Here is a 25595-nt window from a genome sequence, read left to right as displayed (position 1 = left end):
GATGTCATGGAGATGGCGCGGGCCGAGCGGGGCGAGCTGGCCGACCTGCTGGAGAGCCTGAACCCCGGGCAGTGGGAGCACCCCACCCTGTGCCGGGGCTGGCGCGTGCACGACGTGGTCGCGCACCTGGTGAGCTACGAGGAGCACGGCCCCGCCGACCTCGGCCGCCGGCTGCTGCGCGCGAGGCTGCGCCCGGGTCGGCTCAACGACGTCGCCCTGGCCGACTACCGTCGGCGCAGCCCGGAGGAGCTGGTGGCGTTCCTGCGCTCCCACCTCACCCCGCAGGGGACCACGGCCGGCATGGGCGGACGCGTCGGGCTGGTGGACGCGCTGGTCCACCACCAGGACATCCGCCGGCCGCTCGGGCTGCCCCGCCGGGTCCCGCCCGACCGTTTGCTGGTCACCCTCCCCTTCTCCGTCACCGCCCCGCCGCTGCGCGGGTTCTGGCACGCCCGCGGGGTCCGGCTGGTGGCCACCGACCTGGACTGGTCCCGGGGGCGGGGACCGGAGGCCGCGGGGCCGGGCGAGGCCGTCCTGATGGTGCTGGCCGGGCGGGCCGGGGCGGCCCAGGACCTCAGCGGACCGGGCGCCGCGCTGCTGCAGCGACGCCTCGGCTGAGACACCACGGCCGAGCCCTCCCGCCACGGCGGGGCCGCCCCTACGGTGGTCGGGTGTGGATCGGCTGGATGGAGTGCGACCTGCTGCTCGGTGACGTGCACTCGCTCAAGGAGAAGCGCTCGGTGGTGCGGCCGGTGGTGGCCGAGCTGCGCCGGCGCTTCGAGGTGTCGGTGGCCGAGACCGGTCACCTCGACCTGCACCGCCGCGCGGCGGTCGGGGTGGGGGTGGTGGCCGCCGACCGGGCGCACGTGGTGGACGTCCTCGACGCGGTCGAGCGGGCCGTCGCCCGACGTCCCGAGCTGGACCTGCTGTCCACCCGGAGGGGCCTGCGCCACAGCGAGGACGACTGAGCCGGGCCGGTGAGGTGAGCCTGCCCTGACGCTTCTCAGTCTTCCCTGACCGAGGGGGTGCAGGCCTACCGTGGCAGGACCGGACCCGACCACGGGCCGAGCACCAAGGAGGACCGACATGACCGTCACCGACCTTCCCCCCGTGAGCGAGTGCACTGTCGACGGCTGCTCGTACAACCACGACACCGCCTGCCACGCCGGGGCCATCAACGTCACCGGCGCCCACGCCGGCTGCGGCACCTTCATCGAGCTCGGCGCCGACGGCGGGCTGAGCCAGAACGTCGCCTTCGTCGGCGCCTGCCACCGTCAGGACTGCACCCACAACTCCGGGCTGGAGTGCCACGCCGAGTTCATCCGGGTGGGACGCCGGGAGGACCCGGCGGACTGCCTCACCTACCAGACCTCCTGACCCGGCACCGCGCCGCCCGGTCACGCTGACGGCGCCCCGGAGCGGGCGGGTGCCGCGCGCTCCAGTGGGAATCCCCCCGGCGGCCGTCCACGTCGCCATCCGGCGCGGCCTACGATGTCGACATCATCCGTCGACCGCAGGAGCGCTCTGATGGCCGACCCGTCCACCGCTCTCGAGCCCAGGCCGAGCAGCGCGACACCCCCCGGCCGCCTCCCGGCCTCTGCGCACACACGGCCGGCTCGCCCGTGAGCCAGCACCGAGCACTCGCCCGGCGTCTCGGCACCGGCGACGCGGTGGTCATCGGGCTGGGCTCGATGATCGGCGCCGGGGTGTTCGCGGCGTTCGCCCCGGCGGCGCAGGCTGCTGGCGCGGGACTGCTCGTCGGGCTCGCCCTGGCCGCCGTCGTGGCCTACGCCAACGCGACCGCCTCGGCCCAGCTCGCCGCGCAGTACCCCACCTCCGGTGGCACCTACGTCTACGGCCGCGAACGCCTCGGCCCGTGGTGGGGCTACCTGGCCGGGTGGGGGTTCGTCATCGGCAAGACCGCCAGCTGCGCCGCCATGGCGCTGACCTTCGCCGCCTACGCCGCGCCGGCGGGGTGGGAGGCGCCGGTGGCGGTCGCCGCCGTGGCCGGCCTGACCGCGGTCAACTACCGGGGGATCACCCGCACCGCCGCCCTGACCCGGATCATCGTGACCGTGGTGCTGACCGCCCTGGCCGTGGTGGTGCTGTCCAACCTCCTCGGGGCGGACCCGCAGTGGTCACGCGTGACCCTCTCCGGAGCAGGCGGCGCCAGCTGGTACGGGGTGCTGCAGTCGGCCGGACTGCTGTTCTTCGCCTTCGCCGGCTACGCGCGGATCGCGACCCTGGGCGAGGAGGTGCGTGACCCCGGGCGCACGATCCCGCGGGCGATCCAGGTCGCGCTGGGGATCACCGTCCTGGTCTACGCGACCATCGCCGTCACGGTGCTCGCCGTGCTCGGCCCCGACGGGACCGCCGCGACCCCCGCCCCGCTCGCGGCAGCCGTCGACGCGAGCACCTGGTCCTGGGCGGCCCCGGTGGTCCGCATCGGTGGCGCGGCCGCCTCGTTGGGGGCGCTGCTCGCCCTGATCGCGGGCATCGGGCGCACCAGCCTGGCCATGGCGCGCGAGGAGGACCTGCCGCGGTGGCTGGCCGCCGTCCACCCCCGCCACCGCGTGCCCCACCACGCCGAGATCGCGCTCGCGGTCCTCGTCTGCGTGCTCGTCCTGGTGGTGGACCTCCGCGGCGCGATCGGGTTCTCCTCCTTCGGGGTGCTGCTGTACTACCTGGTCGCCAACCTGGCCGCGTTCACCCAGGAGGGCACCCACCGCCGCTTCCCCAGGGCGCTGCAGGTCGTGGGAGCCGTCGGCTGCGTCGTCCTCGTGGCCACCCTGCCGATCTCCTCCGTGCTCGCCGGGCTGGGCGTCTTCGCCGTCGGCATCGGCTACCGCCTGCTGAGCCGCCGGGCCGCGGCACGCGCCCGCTGACGGCGTCCTCCCGACCGCCGCGACCCGTCACCGAGGAGGCGCCCCGGTCCGCGGGTGCGGCTGCCGTGCCGGGCGGAGTGGCTATCGTGATCGGGTGCAGACTCCCGTCCGGCCGGGGAACGGCCCGAGGTGAGTCCCGTCCTGCTGGCCCTGGACCTGGCCGGCACCTTCGTCTTCGCCCTCTCCGGCGCCCTGGTGGGCGTCCGCAACCGGCTCGACGTCTTCGGCGTGCTGGTGCTGGCCGGGCTCACCGGCCTGGGCGGCGGCATGGTCCGCGACGTGCTGATCGGCGCGGTGCCGCCCGCCACCCTGGCCGACTGGCGCTACCTGCTGGTGCCCCTGGTCGCGGCCCTGGTCACCTTCCGCTTCCACCCCGGGCTGGGGCGGATCGAGCGCCACATCAACTACTTCGACGCCCTCGGCCTGGGGTTGTTCTGCGTCACCGGCGCCACCAAGGCCCTCCAGCACGGGCTCAACCCCCTCGCCGCCGCGCTGCTCGGCATGCTGACCGGGATCGGCGGCGGGGTGCTGCGGGACGTGATGGCCGGACGGACGCCGCTGGTGCTCCGCCAGGAGGTCTACGCGGTGGCGGCGCTGGCCGGGGCCGCGGTGGTGGTGGTCGCCTGGTCGGCCGGGTACCAGGCCCCGTGGATCTCCGCCGCCGGTGCTGCGGTGTGCATCACCATCCGGGTGCTCGCGCTGCGCTACTCCTGGGAGATCCCGCGCGCCCTCAGCAGCGACTGAGAGCCGCCGTTCCGGCGCCCGGGCGGCCTATCGTGGACCCATGGCCGCTGCCACGCTGGACACCGACGTGCTGGTGGTGGGCGCGGGACCCACCGGGCTGATGCTGGCCTGCTGGCTGGCCCGCCTCGGGGTCGACCACGTGCTGGTCGACGAGGGCACCGGCCCGACCCGGGAGTCGCGTGCCGTGGTGCTGCAGGCCTGTTCGATGGAGCTCTACGCCCAGCTGGGGATGGTGGACGCCGTCCGCGACCGGGTCAGCTGGGCCTCGGGGCTGCGACCCGGCTGGGAGCGGCGGCCGGCACCCGGGGTCGTGCCGCTCGCGGTGATGATGGGGATGCAGTCGCCGCACCCGGGCGTCCACGTGCTCGAGCAGTCCGAGAACGAGAGGCTGCTGGGCGCACGGCTGCGGGAGCTGGGCTCCGACGTCGCGTGGTCCTCCCGGCTGCTCGAGCTGCACCAGGGGGACGGACGGGTCCGCGCCCTGCTGGCCACGCCGTCCGGACCTCGCACGGTGACCGCCCGCTGGTGCGTCGGAACCGACGGCGCCGGCTCGACCGTGCGGCAGCAGACCGGCATCGCCTTCCGCGGCAGCACCGCCGCCCAGACGTTCTGGGTCGCCGACGCCGCCACCGTCGAGGGTCTCGAGGAGGGGCGCATCACCCTGCGGGCGGGGGCCGACCGCTTCCTGCTGACCTTCCCGCTCGGGCCCGGACGGCACCGGCTGATCGGGGTGCTGGGCGACGGCGAGGAGGCCGACCCGCAGCGGGTCACCGCCGAGCTGGGCGAGCGCTTCGACGTCCGGGTCTCCGACCTGCGGTGGTTCTCCTCCTACCGCGTGCACCACAAGGTCGCGGAGTCCTTCCGCCGGGGGCGGGTGCTGCTGGCCGGGGACGCCGCCCACGTGCACTCCCCGGTCGGTGGGCAGGGCATGAACACCGGTCTGCAGGACGCGCACGGGCTGGCCTTCAAGCTGGCCGCGGTGCTCGCCGGCCAGGCGGGTGAGGACCACCTCGACCACCACGACCTGGAGCGGCGGCCGGTGGCGCTGCGGCTGGTCGGCAGCACCGACCGCGTCTTCACGGCGGTGGTGGACCGGTCCCGGGCAGCCGTCCTGGCCCGCCGTCTGGCGGTGCCGCTGCTCGCCCCCGTGGTCTCGCTGGTGGTCGGCCGGCTGCCGGTGGCCCGGCGGCTGGCCGGCTACGTCGGACAGCTGCGGATCCACTACTGGCGCTCACCGGAGCACCGGCGGCGCAGCCGTGGCCGGCGCGACCCGGTGGTGGGTCGGCGGCTCCCCTGGACCGGGGACAACCACGAGTCGCTGCGCAGCGCCGACTGGCAGGTGCACGGCTACGGCACCGAGCTCCCAGCGCTGACCGGGCTGCCCTCCCTGGTGACCCGGACCCACCGCTTCTCCCCCCGCCCGGAGCTGGGTCTGGTCCCGGGGCGGTGGCTGCTGGTCCGCCCCGACGGGTTCGTCGCGGCGGCCGCGTCGCCCGCACGCGCGGCGGCGGTCTTCGACGCCGCCCTGGCCGAGCTCGGCTTCCTGCCCGGGGCCCGGCACCCCCACCCCTGACCCCCGGGAACCGCGTCCCCGGGCCGACCGGACCCGCCGGGGCCCGGACCGGGACAGGGGGCCGCCCACCACCGTCGGACGGCGCCACGGCGAGGAGCCGGCCGGTAGCATCTCGACCCATGGGTGATCCTCCGAGTCCCGAGCCCCGCCATGGGGCCCTCCGTCCGCGCCACCGCTCCGCCGGTCGCGCCCGATCCACCCGGTCGAGGTGATGATGACCTTCGACCTCCTGATGCTCGGTGTCGGCCTCGTGCTGACGATCGGCACCGGCCTCTTCGTCGCCTCGGAGTTCTCGCTGGTCAACCTCGACCGCGGTGAGCTGGAGGCCCGCCAGGAGCGCGGCGAGAAGCGCCTGGCGCCCACCATCAGCGCCCTGCGCACCACCTCCACCCACCTGTCGGCCGCCCAGCTGGGCATCACGCTCACCACGCTGCTGACCGGTTACACCTTCGAGCCCGCGTTCAGCCGGCTGCTGGAGTCACCGCTGGTCTCCCTCGGGCTCCCCGAGGCGAGCGTCCCGGTGATCGGCACCGTCGCCGGGGTCACGCTGGCCACCCTGCTGTCCATGCTGGTCGGGGAGCTGGTGCCGAAGAACTTCGCCCTGGCCCTCCCGCTCCGCACGGCCCAGATCGTGGTCCCCTTCCAGATCGCCTTCACCACGGTGTTCAAGCCGCTGGTGCTGCTGTTCAACAACACGGCCAACGCCGTCATCCGCAGCATGGGCATCGAGCCCAAGGAGGAGCTGTCGGGGGCCCGCAGCGCCGAGGAGCTGTCCTCCCTGGTGCGCCGCTCGGCGATGGAGGGCATCCTCGACGCCGACCACGCCACCCTGCTCAACCGGACGCTGCGCTTCAGCGACCACTCGGCCAACGACGTGATGACCCCCCGGGTCAAGATGGCCAAGCTGGACGACGACGACCCGGCCGGCGCCATCCTCGAGCTGGCCCGCAGCACCGGCTACTCCCGCTTCCCGGTCACCGGGGTCGACGTCGACGACATCGTCGGCGTGGTGCACGTCAAGGCCGCCTTCGGGCTGGGCGCGGAGGAGCTGACCTCCCTCCGGGTGGCCGACCTGATGGTCGAGCCGCTGCGGGTGCCGGAGCTGATGGGGGTCGAGCGGCTGCTCGGCCTGCTGCGCCGGGCCGGCTTCCAGATCGCGGTGGTGACCGACGAGCACGGCGGCACCGCCGGGATCGTCACCCTGGAGGACCTGGTCGAGGAGCTCGTCGGTGAGCTGGAGGACGAGCACGACCGCACCCGCGTCGGGCTGGTCCGCCACGGCGACGACTCCATCGTCTTCAACGCCTCCCTGCGCCCCGACGAGCTGCTGGACCGCACCGGCGTCCGGGTGCCCGACGAGGATGAGTACGACACCGTCGGCGGGTACGTGATCGACCAGCTCGACCGGCTCCCGGTGCTGGGCGACGAGGTCTCCATCACCCAGGGCGTGCTCCGGGTGGAGCGCGTCGACGGCGCCCGCGTGGACCGGCTGCGCTACACCCCGACCGATGACGACCCGGCAGGCACCCTTGCCACCGGGACCGACGAGCAGGACGGAGCCGACCGTGGCTGAGTACGCACCGGGGATCGCGGCGCTGTTCGTGCTGCTGGCCCTCAACGCCTTCTTCGTGGGGGCCGAGTTCGCCGTCATCTCGGCCAAGCGCTCCCAGATCGAGCCACGCGCGGAGGAGGGCAGCCGCGCCGCCCTGACCACCCTCTGGGCGATGGAGCACGCCACCTTGATGCTGGCCACCAGCCAGCTCGGCATCACGGTCTGCTCGCTGCTGATCCTCAACGTCTCCGAGCCGGCGATCCACCACCTGCTGGAGTACCCGCTGGGGCTGACGCCGCTGCCGGTGGACGTGATCGGCGTCGTCGCCTTCGTGATCGCGCTGGTGCTGGTCACCTTCCTGCACGTGGTGTTCGGCGAGATGGTCCCCAAGAACCTGGCCTTCTCGCTGCCCACCCGGGCGGCGCTGCTGCTGGCCCCGCCGCTGGTGATGGTCTCCCGCGTGCTGCGACCGGTGATCTGGTCGCTGAACGGGGTGGCCAACGCGGTGCTCCGGCTGTTCCGGGTCGAGCCCAAGGACGAGGCCTCCAGCACCTTCACGCTGGAGGAGGTGGCCACCATCGTGGAGCAGTCCACCCGCGAGGGGACGCTGACCGACCGCACCGGCGCCCTCACCGCCGCCTTCGAGTTCACCGAGAAGAAGGTCAGCGACGTGGAGGTGCCGCTGGACCAGATGGTGGTGCTGTCCGAGCACGCCAGCCCGGCGGAGGTGCAGCGGGCGGTGGCCTCCCACGGCTTCTCCCGCTACATCCTCACCGACCGCGAGGGGACGCCGACGGGGTACCTGCACCTCAAGGACGTCCTGGACCTGACCGGTGCGGACAGCCGCGACCAACCGGTCCCGGCCAAGCGGATCCGCACCCTCAGCTCGGTGCCCCGCAACGCCGACCTCGAGGACGCGCTGGCCTCCATGCGCACCGCCGGCTCGCACGTGGCCACCAGCTACGACACCGAGGGCACCCCGACCGGGGTGCTGTTCCTGGAGGACATCATCGAGGAGCTGGTGGGTGAGGTGGAGGACGCCACCAGCACCGCCGACTGAACCCCTGCTCGACACGACACGGAGCGGGTCCTGCTGCCTCCCCGGCCCCGGCGGTGCGTCCGCCGGGGCCGGCGGCGTGTCGTCCGCGGCAGATCCGGATCACAACTTTTCCGCCGCACCCGGTAACGGGTCGGTTACGGCCCTTCCGCCGGGGAGCCGGGTACGGCAGCATCGGGCCACCAGCCCGGCGCACCGCCCGGGGTGGTCGGCTCCTCGGAGGACACCGAATGAAGACCACCCGGCTCCTGGCAGCACCCGCTGCGCTCGCCCTGCTCCTGACCGGCTGCTCCTCCGGCGGCGGTGACGCCGGCGGCGGCGGTGGTGACGGAGGTGGCGGCGGCGACACCACGGTGCGGATGGCCCTCACCCAGGACGTCGACACCCTGCTGCCGATGGACTCCAACGTGGGGGACAACATCGCGGTGCTCGACGTGGTCTACAGCGGACTGGTGCGCTACGACCCGGCCACCACCGAGCCCTACAACTACGTGGCCGAGGACATCAGCACCGAGGACAACGTGGTCTGGACCATCACGATCAAGGACGGGTTCACCTTCCACAACGGCGAGCCGGTCGACGCCGAGGCCTTCGTCCGGGCCTGGGACCACGCCGCCTACGGCCCGAACGCGATGGCCAACAACTACTTCTTCGAGCGCATCGCCGGCTACGACGAGATGCAGGGCGAGTACGAGGAGGACGAGGAGGGCAACGTCACGGTCAGCACCGAGCCCACCGCCGACACCCTGTCCGGTCTGGAGGTCGTCGACCCGCTGACCCTGCAGGTGACCCTGGCCGGGCCCTTCGCCGGCTTCGACACCATGCTCGGCTACACCGGCTTCTTCCCCATCGCCCAGGCCTGCCTGGACGACATCGAGGGCTGCGCCACCCAGCCCATCGGCAACGGCCCGTTCCAGGTGGAGCAGTGGCAGCAGGGCCAGTCGCTGACCGCGACCAGGTACGCCGACTACGCCGGTGAGGAGACCCCGGGCTACGACCGGATCGAGTGGACCGAGTACTCCGGCTCCTCCTCCTGGCCCGACTTCCAGGCCGGCGTCCTCGACACCGGCACCCCGCCGCCGGCGGAGTGGCAGCAGGCCAACAACGACCCCGACCTGTCCACCCGCAGGGTGCAGGTCGCCGGGGCTGCGCTGACCTACCTCGGCTTCCCGCTGTACCGCGGCGAGCCCTGGGACGACATCGAGCTGCGCAAGGCCATCTCGATGGCCATCGACCGGCAGGCCGTGATCGACGCCGTGCTCCCCGGGCAGGGCACCCCGGCCGACAGCTGGGTCGTCCCCGAGGGCGTCCCCGGTGGCCGGGCCGGCACCTGCGAGTGGTGCACCTTCGACGTCGCGGCGGCCGAGCAGGCCCTCGAGGCGGCCGGCGGCTGGCCCGAGGGCGAGACGCTGACCATCCACCTGGGCACCGACGAGACGCAGCTGCAGTACTTCCAGGCCATCGGTGACCAGATCAGCCTCAACCTGGGCATCCCCTACGAGCTCGATCCCAGCCCGGACTACTTCGCCCGCCGCACCGCCCGCGACTTCGAGGGCCCCTTCCGCGCCAACTGGTTCCCCGACTACCCGCTGAACGAGAACTACCTGGGTCCGGTCTACGGCGGTGGCAGCGCCGAGAGCGGGAACGGCTTCGGCTACTACAACGAGGACTTCGAGTCCCTGATCGCCGAGGGCGACCGGGCCGAGGACCTGGAGGCGGCCGTCGCGAAGTACGCCGAGGCCGAGCTGCTGCTGGCCGAGGACTTCCCGACGATCCCGATCAGCTTCAGCCAGGTCACCACCTTCCACAGCGACCGGGTCGGCAACGTGGTGCTCGACCCGTTCAGCGGAGCGGTCAAGCTGCGCCTGCTCGAGCTGTCCTGAGGACGGGTCGAGGGGCGGAGGACGAACGGGGTGGGGCGCTACGTCGCGCGACGGCTGCTGCAGGGGGTGCTCACCCTCTTCCTGGTGATGGCCCTGCTGCACCTGCTCACCACCCTGGCCATCCAGCTCAACGGCAACCCGGCGCTGGCCTTCTTCGGCGACCGGGTGCCGACGGCGGCGCAGGTGCAGGCGGTCTCGGAGCGCTACGGGCTCGGCGACCCCTGCTACAACCAGGTCGGCAACCCGTGCGTCGGGCCCTTCCTGGACCGGCTGGGCGCCTACGCCACCGGCGACTTCGGCACCGACCTGCGCGGCCGTGAGGTCACCGAGATCGTGGCCACCGCCGCGCCGAACACGCTGCGGCTGTTCGCGGTGGTCTCCCTCACCTGGCTGGTGATCGGCATGACGCTGGGTTCGCTGGCCGCCCGCTTCCGGGGCCGGCCCGCCGACCACGGCATCCGGGCGGGCTCCATCCTCATCGACGCCTTCCCGGTGTTCGTGATGCTGCTGGTCTACAAGTTCGTGGTCACCGTGCCGATGAGCCGCTGGGCCCAGGAGACCTTCGGCAGGGACTCGCTGCCGGCCCTGCTGTTCCGGCCCTCGTTCTCCGCCGACCACCCCTGGGCGACCATCGTGGTGCCGGCGGTGCTGCTGGGGCTGGCGGGCTCGGCCGCCTTCATCCGGCTGGTCCGAGCCGCCCAGCTGGAGAACTACAACGCCGACCACGTCCGCACCGCCCGGTCGAAGGGACTGGGCGAGCGGCACGTCACGCTGTTCCACATCGTGCGCAACTCCTCCATCCCGGTGGTCACCGCGATCGGCTTCGTGTTCACCGAGGCGCTGGCCGGCGCGGTGGTCACGGAGGGGCTGATGAACGTCTACGGCATGGGTGGGGTGCTGTGGGGCGCCGTCCGCGACTCCGACGTCTCGGTCGTGGTCGGCATCGTCACCCTGCTCGCCGTGGTGACGGTCGCGGTCATGATCGTGGTGGACCTGCTCTACGCCGCCCTGGACCCGAGGATCCGCTTTGACTGACCCGAGCACGACCGCGCTGGTGGCCGAGGGGACCGGCCACGCCGACCCCGTGGGCAACCCGCGCACCCTGTGGTCCGACGCCTTCCGCACGCTGCGCCGGCGCCCGGAGGTGGTGGTCGCCACCCTGGTGGTGCTGTTCTTCGCCGTGGTGGCGGTGGTCCCGGGTCTGTTCACCGGCAGGGACCCGCGACGCTGCGACATCAGCGAGTCCCGGCTGCCGCCGCAGGGCCTGGGCGGTGAGCACCTGCTGGGCACCAACGTGCGCGGCTGCGACGTCTACGCCCAGCTGGTCCACGGGGCCCAGCCCTCGCTGCTGCTGGCCTTCGTGGTGGTGGGCGCCTCGGTCGTGATCGGGCTCGTGCTGGGCACCCTCTCCGGCTACTACCTGGGCTGGGTGGACGTCGTGGTCTCGCGGCTGGTCGAGGTGTTCCTGGTCATCCCGCTGCTGCTGGCCGCCCTGCTGCTGCTCTCGCTGTTCCGCAACGTCGACCTGGGCACCGGCCAGCTCACCAGCATCCTGCAACCGGCTCTCGTGCTGACCGCCTTCGGCTGGATGGGCTACACCCGCTACGTGCGGGCCAGCGTGCTGGAGGCCAAGAACCTCGACTACGTCACCGCGGCCAAGGTGCTGGGGGCCTCGGACCTGCGGGTGATGTTCCGCCACGTGCTGCCCAACGCGATCGGACCGGTCACCGCGCTCGTCCCCACCGCGGTGGCGGGCGTGATCAGCACCGAGGCGGTGCTGGCCTTCCTGGGCATCGGCATCAGCCCGCCGGCGGTCAGCTGGGGGATCATGATCTCGGAGGGCTCGGAGTGGTTCAGCGCCGGCACCCGCCACCTGCTGCTCGCTCCGCTGCTGTGCCTGCTCGCCACCGTGCTCGCCTTCGTGGTGCTGGGCGACAGCCTGCGCGACGCCCTGGACCCGAAGCTGAGATGAGCACCGTGACCCTGCCCCCTGACGCCCCTGGTGAGGCGGAGCCACGCCCCGCCCCGCTGCTCGAGGTCGACGGCCTCGTCGTCGAGTTCGCCACCTCCGACGGGGTGGTGCGTGCGGTGGACGGCCTGAGCTGGCACGTCGACGCCGGCGAGACGCTGGCCGTGGTCGGTGAGTCCGGCTCGGGCAAGTCGGTGAGCTCGCTGGCCGTGATGGGTCTGCTGCAGACCCCGCCGGCCCGGGTCGTCGGCGGCGCGGTCCGCTTCGCCGGCACCGACCTGCTGCAGCTGCCCCGGGCCGAGCACCGGGCCTACTGCGGCGAGCACGTGGCGATGGTCTTCCAGGACGCGCTGGCCGCCCTCAACCCCGTCTACACCGTCGGCTTCCAGCTGACCGAGGCCCTGGTGGCCCGCAAGGGCACCAGCCGCCGGGAGGCGCGCCGGCGCGCGATCGAGCTGCTGGACCTGGTCCGGGTCCCGTCCGCCCGGCAGCGGGTCAAGGAGTTCCCGCACCAGTTCTCCGGCGGCATGCGCCAGCGGGTGGTGCTGGCCATGGCGCTGGCCATGGACCCGCAGGTGCTGATCGCCGACGAGCCCACCACCGCGCTCGACGTGACCGTGCAGGCCCAGATCATGGCCCTGCTGGCCGAGATCCAGGCCGAGCGGCAGATGGCCCTGGTGCTCATCACCCACGACCTCGGCGTGGTGGCCAGCGTGGCCGACCGGGTCACGGTGATGTACGCCGGCCGGGCGGTCGAGCAGGCGCCGGTGCTGGAGACCTTCCACCAACCCTCCCACCCCTACACCGCGGCCCTGCTCCGCTCGGTGCCCCGCCTCGACGGCGAGCTGGGCGACGACGCCGAGCTCGACGTCATCCCCGGCCGGCCGCCGGAGCTGGTCGACCTGCCGCCCGGGTGCTCCTTCCACCCCCGCTGCCCCCGGGCCCTGGACCTCTGCCGGGTCGATCCGCCACCCGCGCTGCGGCTGGTCGGCCCCGCCCAGCGGGCCGCCTGCCACGTCGCGGAGGCCCAGCTGGCTGACTCGGCGGCCGAGCACGCGGCGGTCGCGGCGTCGGCACCGGAGGACGTGGCGCCGACGCGGTCGGGGGCGAGGCCCCGGGCGCAGGACCCCGACGGCGACCAGGAGGTGCCCGGTGGCTGACGTCGTGCTCGAGGTGAGGGACCTGGTCAAGCACTTCCCGGTGCGGGCGGGTCTGCTGGTCAAGCACGAGGTGGGCTCGGTGCAGGCGGTGGACGGGGTCTCGTTCACGCTGCAGCGGGGGCGCACGCTCGGGCTGGTGGGTGAGTCCGGGTCGGGCAAGTCGACGCTGGCCCGGCTGCTGGTCGGGGTGGAGCGGCCGAGCGCCGGGCAGGTGCTGCTCGAGGGCGAGGACGTCAGCTCGATGGACCGGGCCGCCCGGCGGGTGCTCCGGCGCAAGGTGCAGATGATCTTCCAGGACCCCTACACCTCGCTCAACCCCCGGATGTCGGTCGGGGAGATCGTCGGGGAGGCGTTCGCGCTGCACCCCGAGTCGGCCCCGCGAGGACGTCGCGAGCAGGCGGTGGCCGAGCTGCTGGACCTCGTCGGGCTCAACCCCGACCACGTCAGCCGCTACCCCCACCAGTTCTCCGGCGGGCAGCGGCAACGGATCGGGATCGCCCGCGCGCTGGCCGTGCGTCCCTCGGTGCTGGTCTGCGACGAGCCCGTCTCGGCCCTCGACGTCTCCGTGCAGGGGCAGGTGATCAACCTGCTGCGGCGGTTGCAGCGCGAGCTGGGGGTCAGCTACCTGTTCATCGCCCACGACCTGGCGGTGGTCCGCCACATCGCCCACGACGTCGCGGTGATGTACCTCGGCCGGGTGGTGGAGAGCGGTCCCCGCGGGCAGGTCTACACCGAGCCCCGCCACCCCTACACCCGGGCGCTGATGTCGGCGGTCCCGCTGCCGGACCCCGCCCGGCGCTCCGAACGCGCCGAGATCGTGCTCGAGGGCGACGTGCCCTCACCCAGCGACCCCCCGAGCGGGTGCCGCTTCCACACCCGCTGCTGGTGGGCCCCGACCCGGGGCGCCGACGGCGAGCTCCCGGCGTCCTGCCGCGACGTCGACCCCCCGCTCACCGGACCGGTCGACCTCGGCCTCCCGGCGCCGGGGCCGAGGCCGGGGCAGGCGCCGGCGTCACACCTCAGCGCCTGCCACTTCCCGTTGGGCGGGCCGGACCCTGCCGTGCCCGTCGCGTCGCGGGCGGCGCGCCCGTGAGGCGACGGCCGACGGTGCTGCTGGTGCAGAACTCCCCGACCAGCGGTCCCGGTCGGCTGCTGGGCTGGTTCGCCGAGGCGGGCCTGTCCACCCGGGTCGTCGCCGCCTGGGACGGCGAGCCGCTGCCGGCCGGCCCGGAGGGCCTCGACGCCCTGGTGCTGCTCGGCGGCGGGCTGCTGCCCGACGAGGACGGCACCGCCCCCTGGCTGGCACCGGAGCGGGAGCTGCTGCAGCGGGCGGTGGCCGAGGAGGTGCCCGTGCTGGGCATCTGCCTGGGCGCCCAGCTGCTGGCCCACTGCGCCGGCGGGACCGTCACCGGCCGGTCCGGGGAGACCGAGCGCGGCTCCTGCCCGGTGCGGCTGCTCGCCGCCGCCGTCGAGGACCCGCTGCTGGCCCCGCTGGCGGCGGAGGGGACGTTGCGGATGATCCAGAACCACCGTGACAGCATCACCACCGCCCCGCCGCAGGCCGTCCTGCTCGCCACCTCCGAGGCCTGCCGGGTCCAGGCCTTCCGGGTCGGGACGAGCGCCTGGGGGGTGCAGTTCCATCCCGAGGCCGACGCCGACCGGCTCCGCGCCTGGGACGAGTCGGCGCTGGCCGAGGAGGGTCTCGACCGCGCGGCCCTGCTGGCCTCCGCCGAGGCCGACCGCCAGACCAACCTCCGCCAGTCCCGGCTGCTGGTGGGGGCCTTCTCCCGGGTGGTCACGGCCCGGGCCGACCGGACGACCCGCACCGGGTCGGGCTAGGAGCACCATGGGACTCGTCTCCGACTACAGCGACGGCACCCCCGTCGTCGCCTTCCAGGTGGCCCGCGCCGACGGGCGCGTGCTGGCCTCCCGTCAGCCGGACCGGGAGTTCTACGCCGCCAGCACCGTCAAGCTCGCCGTCCTCGCGGCGGCGGCCCGGGCCCTGCAGCACGGCAGCGCCACCCTGGACGAGCCGCTGGTCAGCCGTGACACCTTCGAGAGCCAGGTGGCGGGCGAGCCGCCCTACCGCCTGGTCCCCGACGACGTCGACGCCGGGATGGCCCCACCCGGGACGACCATGCCGCTGTCGGAGGTGGTGGAGCGGATGATCGTGGTCTCCTCCAACGAGGCCACCAACATGGTGGTCGAGCGGCTGGGGCTGACCTCGGTGGCCCGGGTGCTGGCCGACGCCGGTGCGGACGGGGTGCGGATGGGACGCCCGTTCGGGGACCGGGCGGCCGGCCCGGCGCGACGGGCCGGTCAACGTCGTCACGGCCGGTGGGCTGGTGCGGCTGATGTCGGCCGTGGTCACCGGCCGGTTGTGCGACCCGCGCTGGACCGGCTGGATGACCGGCGTGCTGTCCCGGCAGGAGCACCGGCTGCTGACCGCCGACGTGCCCGACGGTGTGGTCCGGGGCAGCAAGTCCGGCACGGTCACCGCCATCCGCCACGACGTCGCCTTCGTCGGCGAGCCAGGCCCCGACACCCTGGTGGTGGCCGGCTGCACCAGCGGGATCGGTGAGGACGAGGCCGCGGAGGCGTTGCGAGCCGTGGGCTCCCTCGCCGTCGGCCTGACCGCCTGAGGGCCGGGTCGCCGGACGCCGGTCCGGTGGGCCAGCGCGCGGGCGGGGGTGGTCGGGACCGGAGGCCCCCACCACCGCCCGCCCGCGCGGTGCCCGGCTCAGAAGGTGGTGTGCTGCACGCTGCGCGGGTCCTCGACCGGGGTGGGGCCGGTGCGTCCCCGCAGGCTCCGGCGCCAGCGGCGGCCCGGGTCGGCCGGGTCGTGCACCAGGTCCCCCACCGCCACGTCCGGCTCGACCTGCGCGGCGCAGCGGGCGACCCACCTCCCGTGCGGGTCGATCAACCCCGACGGCGCCCACGGGGCGTTGCTGGACGGCGCGGCGTAGCCCATCCACAGCGAGTACTGGCTGGCCAGCGCCCGCGCCTCCCGGGCGAAGGTCGCCGCCTGGTCGGGCTCGCCCGGGCCCGCGGTGGAGAACAGCACGCCGTGGACGTCCTGCTCGGCGTACCCGGCGAACAGGTGCGGGAAGTGGACCTCCAGCCCGGACGCCAGCCCGAGCCGCACCCCGCCGACGTCCACCACGACCGGGCGGTGCCCGGGGGTGTACATCAGCGTCTCCTTGGTGTGGGACAGCACCCGCTCGTCGTAGCGGGTCACCACCGACCCGTCGGGCCCGATCACGTACAGGCTGGTGTGCGGGCGGGTCGGCCCGGACAGCCGGTGCTGGGCCCCGACCACGGTCCACAGACCGAGCCGCGCGGCGGTGGCGGCGACCTCCCGCAGCTCGGCGGTGAGCGCGTCCCAGGCGAAGCGGTCCCAGTCCGCCTCCCCCAGCTCCGGCTCGGTGGAGGACAGCCGCCGCTTGCTGGGGAAGCAGAGGGTCGCCTCGGGGAGGTGGATGAGGTCGGCACCCTCACCGCGGGCGCGTTCCATCAGGGCGCGCACCTCGGCGCCGTTGGCGGCGACACCGGCGGCGTCGGCCGGGTCGTCGCGGTGGGTGGTCTGGGCGACGGCGATGCGCAGCCGCACGGGTCGGTCGGTGGGACGGGTCACGAGAGCTCCTTCGACGGATCGGAGGTGCCGGAGGGCAGCGGTGTAGGACTCACCGGTCCGGGCCGCGCGGGCCCGCACCCGTCGCTTGAACGCGCTGTTGGCTGTCATCCGGCCTCCACGCCCCGGCCCGCCCCCCAGCGGCTGCGGCACGGGACGCACGGACGGTCCGGTGGCAGCGACCATGAGACGGGGTCCCTTTGCCTCGCGACCGGTCCGCGCTGGGGGCGGACCTCAGAGGTTCGGCGTCGATCACGCCGGTGGCACGACGCTAGTGCACACGCGTCGGCACGGGAAGCGTCGGGGGCGGTGTTTCGCCGGACGCGGCGCGGGGCAGAGTAGGACCATGACCGCTTCCCACAAGACCGTGGCCTTCCTGGTGGCCGGTGAGGGCATCGAGTCCGCCGAGCTGACCGATCCCTGGAAGGCCGTGACCGACGCCGGCCACACCGCCGTCCTGATCAGCCCCGAGCCGGGCACCGTGCAGCTCTTCGAGCACCTGGACAAGGCCGGCACCCACCCGGTCGACGTCACCGTCGGCGAGGCCCGTGCCGATGACTACGACGCGCTGGTGCTGCCCGGCGGGGTGGCCAACCCCGACGCGCTGCGCACCGACACCGCCGCGGTGGCCCTGGTCCGCGAGCTGGTGGAGTCGGGCAAGCCGGTCGCGGCGATCTGCCACGCGCCCTGGACGCTGATCGAGGCCGACGTCCTGCGCGGGCGGACCCTCACCTCCTGGCCGAGCCTGCGCACCGACATCACCAACGCCGGCGGTGAGTGGGTCGACCAGGCCGTGGTGGTCGACGGCAACCTGATCACCAGCCGCAACCCCGGCGACCTCCCCCAGTTCGACTCCGCCCTGATGGAGGCCCTGCACCACGGGTCGGCGCAGAACCCGGGACCGGTGCAGGCATGAGCGGCCAGGACGGGGTGATCACGCTGGTGGTGACGGGCGCCTCCGGCGACCTGTTCGAGCGGTTGCTGCTCCCCGGGCTGGCCGGTCTGCTGGCCGTCCGCCCGGAGCACCGGATCCGGCTGGTGGGCACCGGCCGCTCGGAGCTCTCCGACGAGGAGTGGCGCGAGCAGGTCGGCGCCGCCTTCGACGAGGAGTCCCGCACCCGCGAGGCCGAGTCCTTCCTGCTCGAGAACACCGAGTGGGTGCAGGCCGACCCCTCCGAGGCCGACCAGCTGCGGGAGGTGCTGGGGCGCGCCGAGGGACGCCTGGTGCTGTACCTGGCGCTGCCGCCGGCGGTGTCGATCAAGGTCTGCCAGGCGCTGCGCGAGCTCGACCTGCCCGAGGACTTCAAGATCGTCGCCGAGAAGCCCTTCGGCACCGACGCCGAGAGCGCGGCCCAGCTGAACGAGGAGCTGCACACCCTGGTCGGTGAGGAGGACATCCACCGGGTGGACCACTTCCTCGCCCTGCCCGCCACGCTGGACCTGCTGGGTCTGCGGCTGGCCAACCGGCTCTTCGCCCAGGTCTGGAGCGGGGTGCACGTCGAGTCGGTCGACATCGTCTACGACGAGACGCTCGGGCTGGAGGGCCGCGCCGGCTTCTACGACGGCACCGGCGCCCTGGTCGACATGGTGCAGAGCCACCTGCTGCAGGTGCTGGCGATGGTGGCCATGGAGCCGCCGGCCCGGGTCGACGCCGTGGACCTGCGCGACCAGATGGCCCACGCGCTGCGGGCCACCAGCGTCTGGGACGACGACCCGGTCGCCTCCAGCCGCCGCGGCCGCTACACCGCGGGCTCGGTGGACGGGCGGGAGCTGCCCTCCTACGTGGAGGAGGAGGACGTCGACCCGTCGCTGGAGACCGAGACCTACGCGGAGATCACCTGCCGGGTGGACACCGAGCGCTGGGCCGGGGTCCCCTTCCGGCTGCGCTCGGGCAAGGCGCTCGCGGAGAACAGGAACGAGGTGCGGCTCACCCTCCGCCCGACCGCGCACCGCACCCCGGGTCTGGAGGGGACGGGCGGCCCGGAGACCCTGCTGATCGACCTCAAGACCGGGCACCTGACGCTGCAGCTCGCCACCAACGGCACCGGCGAGCCCTTCGAGCTGGAGCGCAGCACCCTGACCGGGGCGGTCGGCGAGACCCGGATGAAGCCCTACGGCGAGGTCCTCAACGCCGCCTTCGAGGACGACGCCCGTCTCTCCGTCCGCGGGGACGTCGCCGTGCGCTGCTGGGAGATCATCGCGCCGGTCCGGGAGGCGTGGGCGGCCGGCGAGGTCCCGATGCAGGACTACGCGGCGGGTTCCGACGGCCCCTCCTGACCGGCGGCACGGGGGTCGCTGCCGCGAAGGGGCGCACCCGCGGAGGTGACGTGGCCCGCGCGACTCGCTAGGTTCGGCCTGCGAGGGTCGGGGGTCCCGCACCGGGCGCAGCGCGTCCGGTAGCCGACCCTGATGGAGGATCCGGTGGACGTCGTCACCCGACGGGTGCTGGCGCGACGGTGGCACATCGTCGCCGCCACGGTGGTGGTGGTCGTTATGGCCGCGGTGCTGTGGAGCCCCCTCCCCCGCCCGGTGCGGGCCACGGTCAGCGACTGGGGCGTGATGGCGGTTATCCTCGTCACCACGGTGGCCCTGTGGGTGCGGGCCAGGCTGTCCACCAACCCCCAGCGACGACGGGCCTGGCGGTTGTTCACGCTGAGCTCGCTGCTGGCCGCCGCGGGCAACGCGGTGCTGCTGCTGCCGGAGACGGGCCTGTCGGCACCCGCGGTGGTGCTGTTCACCATCACCGCGCTGCTGGTCAGCTCCGCAGCGGCCTTCTTCTTCCCCTCGGTCGTGCTGAGCAGGGTCGAGCTGGGACGGATCCTGGCCGACGGGCTGGTCGTCTGCTTCTCCCTGCTCGGCATCCTCTTCGTGGTCGCCTCGCAGGTGCGGCCCGACGTGGGCCTGGACGACCGGAGCCTGTTCCTCCTGGTGCTGCCGGCCGCCGACTGCGTCGTGGTCACGGTGCTGGTCATCATGGTGCTGCGCTCGCACCGCGCCGACTACGAACGCTTCTTCGCCGCCGCGGTCGGGTTCCTCTGCATCACCGTCGCCGACACCGGGTTCGCGCTGCGGGAGATGTCGGCGGGCTACGGCATCACCGGGGAGCCCACCGACCTGGGCTGGTTCGTCGGCTACCTGAGCATCGCCGTCGCCGTCCTGGCCCGGGACAACCCGGCCCCCGCCGCGCCGACGGCCGGGGTGGAGCGTCCTCTCCTGGGGACCTTCACCGTGTACGCCTGCCTGGTCACCGCCGCGGTCGTGCTCACGGCCGGTGAGCTGGACCAGGCGGCCCTGGCCACCCAGCTCGTGGCCGTGCTGGCCGTGGTGGCCGTCGCCCTCCGCGAGCTGCTGGTCACCTACGACGACGTGCGGCTGCGTCGGCAGCTGAGCACCCTGGTGGACGAGCGCACCGAGCAGCTGCGCGAGACCGCGGAGATGTCGGCCGCGGTGGCCGGGTCGGTCGGGGACGGGATCCTGGCCGCGGACCTGGACGGCCACCTCACCTACACCAACCCGGCGGCGGTGGCCCTGCTGGGCTGGTCTCCCACCGAGCTGATCGGCCGTCCGATGACCGACGTCCTCGACGGGACGGGCGGCGAGGGGGCCCTGCGCCAGCCGGAGGCCTGGATCGGCGAGGCCGTCGAGCACGGTCGGGTCAGCACCGGTCGCACCCGCTGCGTGGGCCGGGAGGGCACCTCCATCCCGGTGCAGATGACGGTCAGCCCGCTCACCCGCCACGCCGGCACGGCGGGCTGCGTGATGGTGTTCCGGGACCTCCGCGAGCAGGACCGCGTGGAGCGGATGAAGTCGGAGTTCGTCTCCACCGTGAGCCACGAGCTGCGCACCCCGCTCACCTCGATCCGCGGTGTGCTGGGGCTGATGGCCAACGAGAGGCTGGGGCCGCTCGCCCCGCAGGCCGCCCCCCTGGTGCGCATCGCCTCCGACAGCGCCGACCGGCTGAGCCGTCTGGTCGAGGACCTGCTCGACGTGGGCCGGTTGCAGTCCGGACGCTTCCCGCTGTCGGTCGCCGACCACGACGCGGCCGTGCTGGCCCGGCGGGCCGTCGACCAGGGCCGGCTCCTCCTGACCGAGCGTGCGGTCGAGCTGGTCCTGGACGCCGGCGACCAGCCCCTCGTGGTCCACGGCGACCAGGACCGGATCCAGCAGGTCCTCACCAACCTGCTCTCCAACGCCGCCAAGTACGCCCCCGAGTGCACCGAGGTGGCCGTGGCGGTGCGCGGGGACCCGTCCGGGCTGGGAGGACGTGGTGCGGTCTGCTTCGACGTCACCGACCACGGACCAGGTATCCCGGCGGACAAGCTGGACGAGGTCTTCGACCGGTTCGTCCAGGCCGACCAGAGCGACACCCGGGCCAAGGAGGGCACCGGACTGGGTCTGTCGATCGCCCGCCAGCTGGTCCGGGCCATGGGTGGCACGCTCGGCGTCAGCAGCGAACCGTGGTCGCACACCACGTTCACCGTCGAGCTCCCCGCCGGCGGCCACGACGCGGTCGCCGCGGGCCAGGACCACGTCACCAGCGAGGGCCAGGACGCGACCTCCGGGGGCCGGAGCGCGACCTCCGGGGGCCGGCACGCGACCTCCGGGGGCCGGGACGCGCCGGTCACCGGGGAACCGGCCACGCGGGTCGCCGCCGAGCCGGACGCCACCCCAGCCGGCGTGCCTGCCGGCGACGAGGTCGGCAGCCTCCGCGGCTGACCGGGGCGGTCGCCCGCACCCGACGGAGGTTCCGGAAGAGATCCTCGTCGACGGTGGGGAGGTGCTCCCGCCGACCAGAGGCCAGGCGGGTCCCGCTGGGGGACCCTCGGTCAGCGGCCAGCCGGTTCAGGGGCGGGCGTGGCGCAGCAGGATGATCGAGCCGACCACGGCCAGCGCACCCAGGGCGAGCGCGGCGACCGTCCCGGCGGGGACACCGGTCGCGGCGAGCCCCTCCGTCCCATCGGAGGCCCCGGGCCCGGCACCGTCCGCCGGAGCGGGGGCGACGCCGGAGGGCTCGGCGGCCGGGGCCGTCGTCAGCTGCTCCGTGGCGGTCGGCTCCACCCCGGGCGTCGGCCCGGCGGTCGGGGTCGGCTGGGACGTGGGCTCCGTGCTCGGCGTCGGCTCGGGGCCGGGTGTCGGCTCCGGGCTGGGGGTCGGGTCCGGCGTCGGCTCGGGAGTGGGGGTCGGCTCCGGGCTGGGCGCCGCGGCCGGGACCACCTCGTACAGGGTGGTGGTGCCGGAGACCTCGTTGCCGACCGCCAGCATCGGCTCCCCGGTCGGGGAGTCGGCCGCGGCGATGAAGACGACACCCTCCGGGCCCAGGTCCCCGGCCCGGTCCAGCGCCTCGGGCTCGTCCTCCACCGACACCGAGAAGTCGCGGTTGTTCACGTAGCTGACGAAGGAGGACCCCGCGGGCACGGTGACGTCGAAGACGGCGATCCCGCCGATCCGCTCGAAGCCGATGAAGGCGTAGCTGCGGCCGTCGACCTCGCCGACGGTGACCGCCTCGGGCTCGGGGCCCTTGTCGTCGGAGCGGGCGTCCAGACGGGACTCGGAGTGGTTGGAATTGAAGAACTCCGGGACGGCCTCGGCGGTGATCTGCTCGAAGGCGTCGGCGGAGTCGAAGACCCGGTTGCCGTCGGCGTCGAGGATGCTGAACGAGCGCCCGCCGAAGGCCGTCGGCTCCTCGATGCAGCTGCCGTCCTCGGACAGCCCGGCGGCGGTGGAGATGTTCAGGCGCCCGAGCTCGGCGTCCCCGGTCAGCGCCGAGGCCTCGGTCGTCGCGCAGAGCGGCGGCAGCCCGTCCTCACCCAGGTCCTTGATGCGGGCCACCTCGGAGTAGCCCTCCCAGTCGCGGGAGTCGCCTTCGTTGGCGGTGACGACGTAGGTCTCCCCGTCCACGGTGTAGGAGTCGATCGCGTCCGGCTGCAGCATCGAGCTGACCGGCCAGCTGCGGATGCTGATGGCGCCCTCGCCGTCGGGCCCGTCGCGGTCGGAGAGATCGGCCGGCACGACCCGCCGGTCCTGCACGCCGAGCGGGAGCAGCTCGGTGACCTCGGCCGCCCCGACGTCCAGCACGGCCAGCGCGTTGTTGTCCTGCAGGCTGACCCAGGCCGTGGTCGAGTCGGCGGAGACGGTGATGTACTCCGGCTCGATCAGGGCCAGCACGGGGTCGGCACCTGGAGCCGTGGGGCCGGCCAGGTGCAGCTCCTCGAGCTGCGCCTCGGGCAGCCCTTCGAAGTCGGCAAGCCGGACGGCCTCCTGGCTGGGTGCGGCCACCTCGTCGGGCAGCGCGACCACGCCCACCGTGCCCTCGGGGTCGGCGGAGTAGTCCTCGGCCGGCTCACCCTCGTCGGCCACCAGCGCGGAGGCCCCGTCGGGGGAGAAGGTCACCATGTCCGGCAGGGCGCCGACCTGGACCGCGCCCAGCGAGGAGCCGTCGCCGGAGACGTCGAAGAAGGCGAGCCAGCCGTTGTCGGTCTTCTCGGGCGCCTCCACGGCCACGGCCACCAGGCCGTCCGCGCGCACGGCCACGGAGTTGGCCACCGCGCCCTCCGCGGTGACGTCGGCGGTCTCGAGCTCGAAGAGCCTGGTGGGCTGGGTGGGGTCGGCCACGTCCAGGACGTCCACCCGGCCGGCGGCCGCGTTGACCACCAGCAGCCGCTGCGTGCCCGGGTGGTGGGCGACGATCTCGGCCGCGCCCTCGTCGATGGTGCCGGTCTCGTACTGGCCCACCGGCTCCAGGGTCAGGGCGGCGTCCTCCGCGTCGAGCCGGACCGGCTCGGGGACGAGGTCCGCCTGCGCGCCGACCACGCCGAGGGACAACGAGCACCCGAGGGCGAGGACCCCCGCCGCGACGACCCCGGTGCGACGCACCATCCGGTGGGAACCCATTCCTGCCTCCGTGTGCTCGGTGCGGCCCGCGCCGCCGGCCCACCTCATCGCGGAGCCGTGAACGGCAGGCGACGCCGGTGTGAACGACGCGGGCGCCACCCGGCACCGGGGTCCAGCCGGGCCGCCGCGGAGCCGGACGGCCTAGGTGCCGTCCGGGTCGGGACCGGGATCGGCCGCCCGCGCCGCGACGTCCTCGGCCCGGGAGCGGAGCCGGTCCAGCCGGGCGTCCCAGTCGCGGGCCACCAGCTCCAGCTCGTGGGCCGCCGCGCTGAGACGGTTCCCGACGCAGGAGTGCACCACCTCGCGCCCCACCCGCCGGGACTCCACCAGCCCGGCGCCGCGCAGCACCTCCAGGTGCTTGGCCACCGCCTGCCGGCTGACCGGCAGCTCCCCGGCCAGCGCCGAGGCGGAGGCGGGCGAACGTCCCAGCCGGGTCAGGATGGCCCAGCGGGTGTCGTCGGCGAGGGCGGCGAGGACCGTGGTGAGCCCGTCGCTCACGAGCCGGAGGCCCCGAAGGCGGCGGTCGGCGCGCAGTGGGCCAGGGCGGCGGCCAGCTCGGTGTCCCAGCCCTCGGCGTTGTCCTGGCGGAGGCGGCGGCGCTGCTCCAGGGTCCCCGGTAGGGACGCGAACCCGGACTCGACCACCTTGAGCACCACCCCGTCGCCCACGTCGGCGATCCAGAGCTCGACCAGTGTCGACCCCTGGCCGTCGTCGTCTCCCAGCCAGCGGTAGGCCACGTGTCGCGGCGGCACGGACGTCACCGTGCGGATGGCGAAGGCGCCGTGGGTGGGGTCGTGCACCACCACGTGGTCCTCGCGCTCCTCCACCCGGTGCGGCACCACCGCCCCGTCGTTGATCCACCAGCCGGGCTGGGAGACCAGTTCCCACACCACCTCGGCGGGGGCACCGATGTGCACCTCGCGCTCGATCTGGTCCAGCACCTCGTCGTACGTCACGTCGTCTCCTCGGGGTCCGTATCTGCATCCCCAGAGTTGCACATCGACCACGTGCGCGCAACGTACGAGTTGCAGGAGTCAGAGCTGGAGCTTGAGGCCCAGGTGGGAGTCGACGAAGCCGAAGCGGAAGTAGAACTGGTGCGCCTCGCCGCGCCGGCGGTCGGTGCTCAGCTGCACGACCGCCGCCCCCCGGTCCCGGCAGTACTCGATCGCCCACTGCATCATCGCCGTGCCCACACCGGTGCCCCGCAGCGGCTCGGCCACCCGGATGCCCTCGAGCTGGGCCCGCAGCGCGCCGCGCCGCGACAGCCCCGGGATGAAGGAGATCTGCAGCATCGTGACCGGCTCCTCGGCGACCAGCCCCACCACCAGCACCTGGTGCGGGTCGGCGTCGACCGCCTCGAAGGCGGTGAGGTAGACGTCCTCGGTGCCCGACCCCTCGCGGGTGGCGCCGATCTCGTCGTCGGCCAGCAGCCGGACCAGCCCGCAGAGGTGCTCGCGGCGGGCCCGGACCAGGGTGATCTCGCCGGCCACCGAGTGGATCCGGCCGAGGGGCAGGCCCCGTCCGCCTCCGGCGCTGGTGGCGGTGGGTGTCTCGGTCATGCACGTGCTCTCGTTCGTCCGCAGGCCCGGCGACCCGGGGGAGGACGCGGGCCGGGTGGCGCTGACGCGCCGCGGGTGCGGCGGGTGCCAGCCGACCTGCTGGCGCCCGTGTCGTCGGCCTCGGCCGACCCCCCCGTGGGGACACCTTACGACGCAAGGGACCCCGGGCGGGACGACGCACCGGGGTGGGGGACCCCGGGCGGCGCAGCGGGCCGGGCGCCGGCGGCGGAATGCCGGGGCGGCGAACCGGGTTCTGCTGCCATGAGCGAACTCGACCCCCGGCTGCTGGCCCTCTTCGACGCGCAGCGTCGCTCGGTGCTCGTCACCCTGCGACGCGACGGCCGACCGCAGCTGTCGAACGTGATGCACCACTGGGACGCCGCGACCTCCACCGCCACCATCTCGGTCACCGCCGACCGGGCCAAGACCCGCAACGCCTCCCGCGACCCCCGGGTCTCCCTGCACGTGACCACCGAGGACTTCTGGAGCTACGCCGTCCTGGACGGGCGGGCCGTGCTGGGTCCGGTGGCCACCGACCCCGGGGACGAGGCGGTGGCCGGTCTGGTGGAGTACTACCGCCGCGTGGCCGGGGAGCACCCCGACTGGGACGAGTTCCGCCGGGCCCAGGTGGCCGAGCGGCGCCAGCTCCTGAGCGTGACCGCCGAGCACGTGTACGGCTCCGCCCACTGAC

General features: G+C 74.0%; 23 protein-coding genes and 1 pseudogene. 19 read left to right on the top strand and 5 right to left on the bottom strand.

What is annotated here, in order from left to right; genetic code table 11:
- The first annotated feature begins 6 nt into the window (after positions 1 to 6).
- The 15 genes and pseudogenes from BLT52_RS05190 (at position 7) to BLT52_RS05120 (ending at position 15465) form a co-directional block, all read left to right on the top strand.
- A complete protein-coding gene (locus BLT52_RS05190) occupies positions 7 to 618 on the top strand; it encodes a maleylpyruvate isomerase family mycothiol-dependent enzyme (RefSeq protein ID WP_172804104.1) in 612 nt (203 codons plus the stop codon).
- Positions 619 to 671: 53 nt separating this feature from the next.
- On the top strand, positions 672 to 968 hold the full coding sequence (locus BLT52_RS05185; RefSeq protein WP_090591276.1) for a DUF503 domain-containing protein: 297 nt from the start codon (positions 672 to 674) through the stop codon (positions 966 to 968).
- A gap of 142 nt (positions 969 to 1110) precedes the next feature.
- Entirely contained in the window at positions 1111 to 1377 is a 267-nt protein-coding gene (locus BLT52_RS05180) for a DUF1540 domain-containing protein (RefSeq protein WP_231946508.1), read from the top strand.
- A gap of 245 nt (positions 1378 to 1622) precedes the next feature.
- Complete coding sequence (locus BLT52_RS05175; RefSeq protein WP_090591271.1) at positions 1623 to 2885, top strand: APC family permease; 1263 nt, start codon at positions 1623 to 1625, stop codon at positions 2883 to 2885.
- Between the two features lie 129 nt (positions 2886 to 3014).
- On the top strand, positions 3015 to 3629 hold the full coding sequence (locus BLT52_RS05170) for a trimeric intracellular cation channel family protein (protein WP_231946507.1): 615 nt from the start codon (positions 3015 to 3017) through the stop codon (positions 3627 to 3629).
- A gap of 40 nt (positions 3630 to 3669) precedes the next feature.
- The gene (locus tag BLT52_RS05165) at positions 3670 to 5202 is read left to right on the top strand and encodes an FAD-dependent monooxygenase (RefSeq protein ID WP_090591268.1); all 1533 of its coding nucleotides are present in this window, start codon (positions 3670 to 3672) and stop codon (positions 5200 to 5202) included.
- A 214-nt stretch (positions 5203 to 5416) separates the two neighbouring features.
- Positions 5417 to 6775, top strand: a complete 1359-nt coding sequence (locus tag BLT52_RS05160) for a hemolysin family protein (protein ID WP_090596321.1) — start codon at positions 5417 to 5419, stop codon at positions 6773 to 6775.
- On the top strand, positions 6768 to 7814 hold the full coding sequence (locus tag BLT52_RS05155) for a hemolysin family protein (RefSeq protein ID WP_090591266.1): 1047 nt from the start codon (positions 6768 to 6770) through the stop codon (positions 7812 to 7814). Before BLT52_RS05160 ends, BLT52_RS05155 begins: the two co-directional genes overlap by 8 nt.
- Before the next feature lie 227 nt (positions 7815 to 8041).
- Positions 8042 to 9694 carry a peptide ABC transporter substrate-binding protein gene (locus BLT52_RS05150; RefSeq protein WP_090591264.1) on the top strand — a complete coding sequence of 551 codons (1653 nt, stop codon included), beginning with the start codon at positions 8042 to 8044 and terminating at the stop codon, positions 9692 to 9694.
- A gap of 30 nt (positions 9695 to 9724) precedes the next feature.
- A complete protein-coding gene (locus tag BLT52_RS05145) occupies positions 9725 to 10729 on the top strand; it encodes an ABC transporter permease (protein ID WP_090591262.1) in 1005 nt (334 codons plus the stop codon).
- A complete protein-coding gene (locus tag BLT52_RS05140) occupies positions 10722 to 11666 on the top strand; it encodes an ABC transporter permease (protein WP_197679199.1) in 945 nt (314 codons plus the stop codon). The genes BLT52_RS05145 and BLT52_RS05140 overlap by 8 nt, the downstream gene beginning before the upstream one ends.
- Positions 11663 to 12823: an ABC transporter ATP-binding protein gene (locus BLT52_RS05135; RefSeq protein WP_090591260.1), complete on the top strand. Its 1161-nt coding sequence runs from the start codon at positions 11663 to 11665 to the stop codon at positions 12821 to 12823. Before BLT52_RS05140 ends, BLT52_RS05135 begins: the two co-directional genes overlap by 4 nt.
- Positions 12816 to 13916 carry an ABC transporter ATP-binding protein gene (locus tag BLT52_RS05130; RefSeq protein WP_090591258.1) on the top strand — a complete coding sequence of 367 codons (1101 nt, stop codon included), beginning with the start codon at positions 12816 to 12818 and terminating at the stop codon, positions 13914 to 13916. The genes BLT52_RS05135 and BLT52_RS05130 overlap by 8 nt, the downstream gene beginning before the upstream one ends.
- A complete protein-coding gene (locus tag BLT52_RS05125) occupies positions 13913 to 14662 on the top strand; it encodes a type 1 glutamine amidotransferase (protein ID WP_090591257.1) in 750 nt (249 codons plus the stop codon). The genes BLT52_RS05130 and BLT52_RS05125 overlap by 4 nt, the downstream gene beginning before the upstream one ends.
- A gap of 7 nt (positions 14663 to 14669) precedes the next feature.
- A pseudogene (locus tag BLT52_RS05120) lies at positions 14670 to 15465 on the top strand (serine hydrolase).
- A 98-nt stretch (positions 15466 to 15563) separates the two neighbouring features.
- Here the strand turns inward: BLT52_RS05120 and BLT52_RS05115 are convergent.
- The gene (locus BLT52_RS05115) at positions 15564 to 16457 is read right to left on the bottom strand and encodes a carbon-nitrogen hydrolase family protein (RefSeq protein WP_197679197.1); all 894 of its coding nucleotides are present in this window, start codon (positions 16455 to 16457) and stop codon (positions 15564 to 15566) included.
- Between the two features lie 343 nt (positions 16458 to 16800).
- Here BLT52_RS05115 and BLT52_RS05110 point away from each other — a divergent pair, with 343 nt between their 5' ends.
- The 3 genes from BLT52_RS05110 (at position 16801) to BLT52_RS05100 (ending at position 21170) form a co-directional block, all read left to right on the top strand.
- Positions 16801 to 17370, top strand: a complete 570-nt coding sequence (locus tag BLT52_RS05110) for a type 1 glutamine amidotransferase domain-containing protein (protein ID WP_090591254.1) — start codon at positions 16801 to 16803, stop codon at positions 17368 to 17370.
- Complete coding sequence (locus BLT52_RS05105) at positions 17367 to 18731, top strand: glucose-6-phosphate dehydrogenase (RefSeq protein ID WP_090591251.1); 1365 nt, start codon at positions 17367 to 17369, stop codon at positions 18729 to 18731. Before BLT52_RS05110 ends, BLT52_RS05105 begins: the two co-directional genes overlap by 4 nt.
- Positions 18732 to 18863: 132 nt before the next feature.
- Entirely contained in the window at positions 18864 to 21170 is a 2307-nt protein-coding gene (locus BLT52_RS05100) for a sensor histidine kinase (protein ID WP_090591249.1), read from the top strand.
- Between the two features lie 126 nt (positions 21171 to 21296).
- Here the strand turns inward: BLT52_RS05100 and BLT52_RS05095 are convergent, their stop codons facing one another.
- The 4 genes from BLT52_RS05095 to BLT52_RS05080 all read right to left on the bottom strand — a co-directional run bounded on the left by BLT52_RS05095 (position 21297) and on the right by BLT52_RS05080 (position 24904).
- Positions 21297 to 23345: a choice-of-anchor I family protein gene (locus BLT52_RS05095; protein ID WP_197679196.1), complete on the bottom strand. Its 2049-nt coding sequence runs from the start codon at positions 23343 to 23345 to the stop codon at positions 21297 to 21299.
- Between the two features lie 141 nt (positions 23346 to 23486).
- Positions 23487 to 23843 carry an ArsR/SmtB family transcription factor gene (locus BLT52_RS05090; RefSeq protein WP_090591247.1) on the bottom strand — a complete coding sequence of 119 codons (357 nt, stop codon included), beginning with the start codon at positions 23841 to 23843 and terminating at the stop codon, positions 23487 to 23489.
- Positions 23840 to 24301 (bottom strand): SRPBCC domain-containing protein, encoded by a 462-nt coding sequence (locus BLT52_RS05085; protein WP_090591245.1) that lies wholly within the window; start codon positions 24299 to 24301, stop codon positions 23840 to 23842. The genes BLT52_RS05090 and BLT52_RS05085 overlap by 4 nt, the downstream gene beginning before the upstream one ends.
- A gap of 78 nt (positions 24302 to 24379) precedes the next feature.
- Entirely contained in the window at positions 24380 to 24904 is a 525-nt protein-coding gene (locus tag BLT52_RS05080; RefSeq protein ID WP_172803990.1) for a GNAT family N-acetyltransferase, read from the bottom strand.
- 261 nt (positions 24905 to 25165) lie between these two features.
- Between BLT52_RS05080 and BLT52_RS05075 the strand changes: the two genes are divergently transcribed.
- Positions 25166 to 25594 carry a PPOX class F420-dependent oxidoreductase gene (locus BLT52_RS05075; RefSeq protein WP_090591243.1) on the top strand — a complete coding sequence of 143 codons (429 nt, stop codon included), beginning with the start codon at positions 25166 to 25168 and terminating at the stop codon, positions 25592 to 25594.
- Position 25595: the final 1 nt, after the last annotated feature.

The sequence above is a fragment of the Auraticoccus monumenti genome (assembly GCF_900101785.1).
GTDB classification, from domain to species: Bacteria; Actinomycetota; Actinomycetes; order Propionibacteriales; family Propionibacteriaceae; genus Auraticoccus; species Auraticoccus monumenti.
This window is presented reverse-complemented; position numbering and strand designations above follow the sequence as displayed.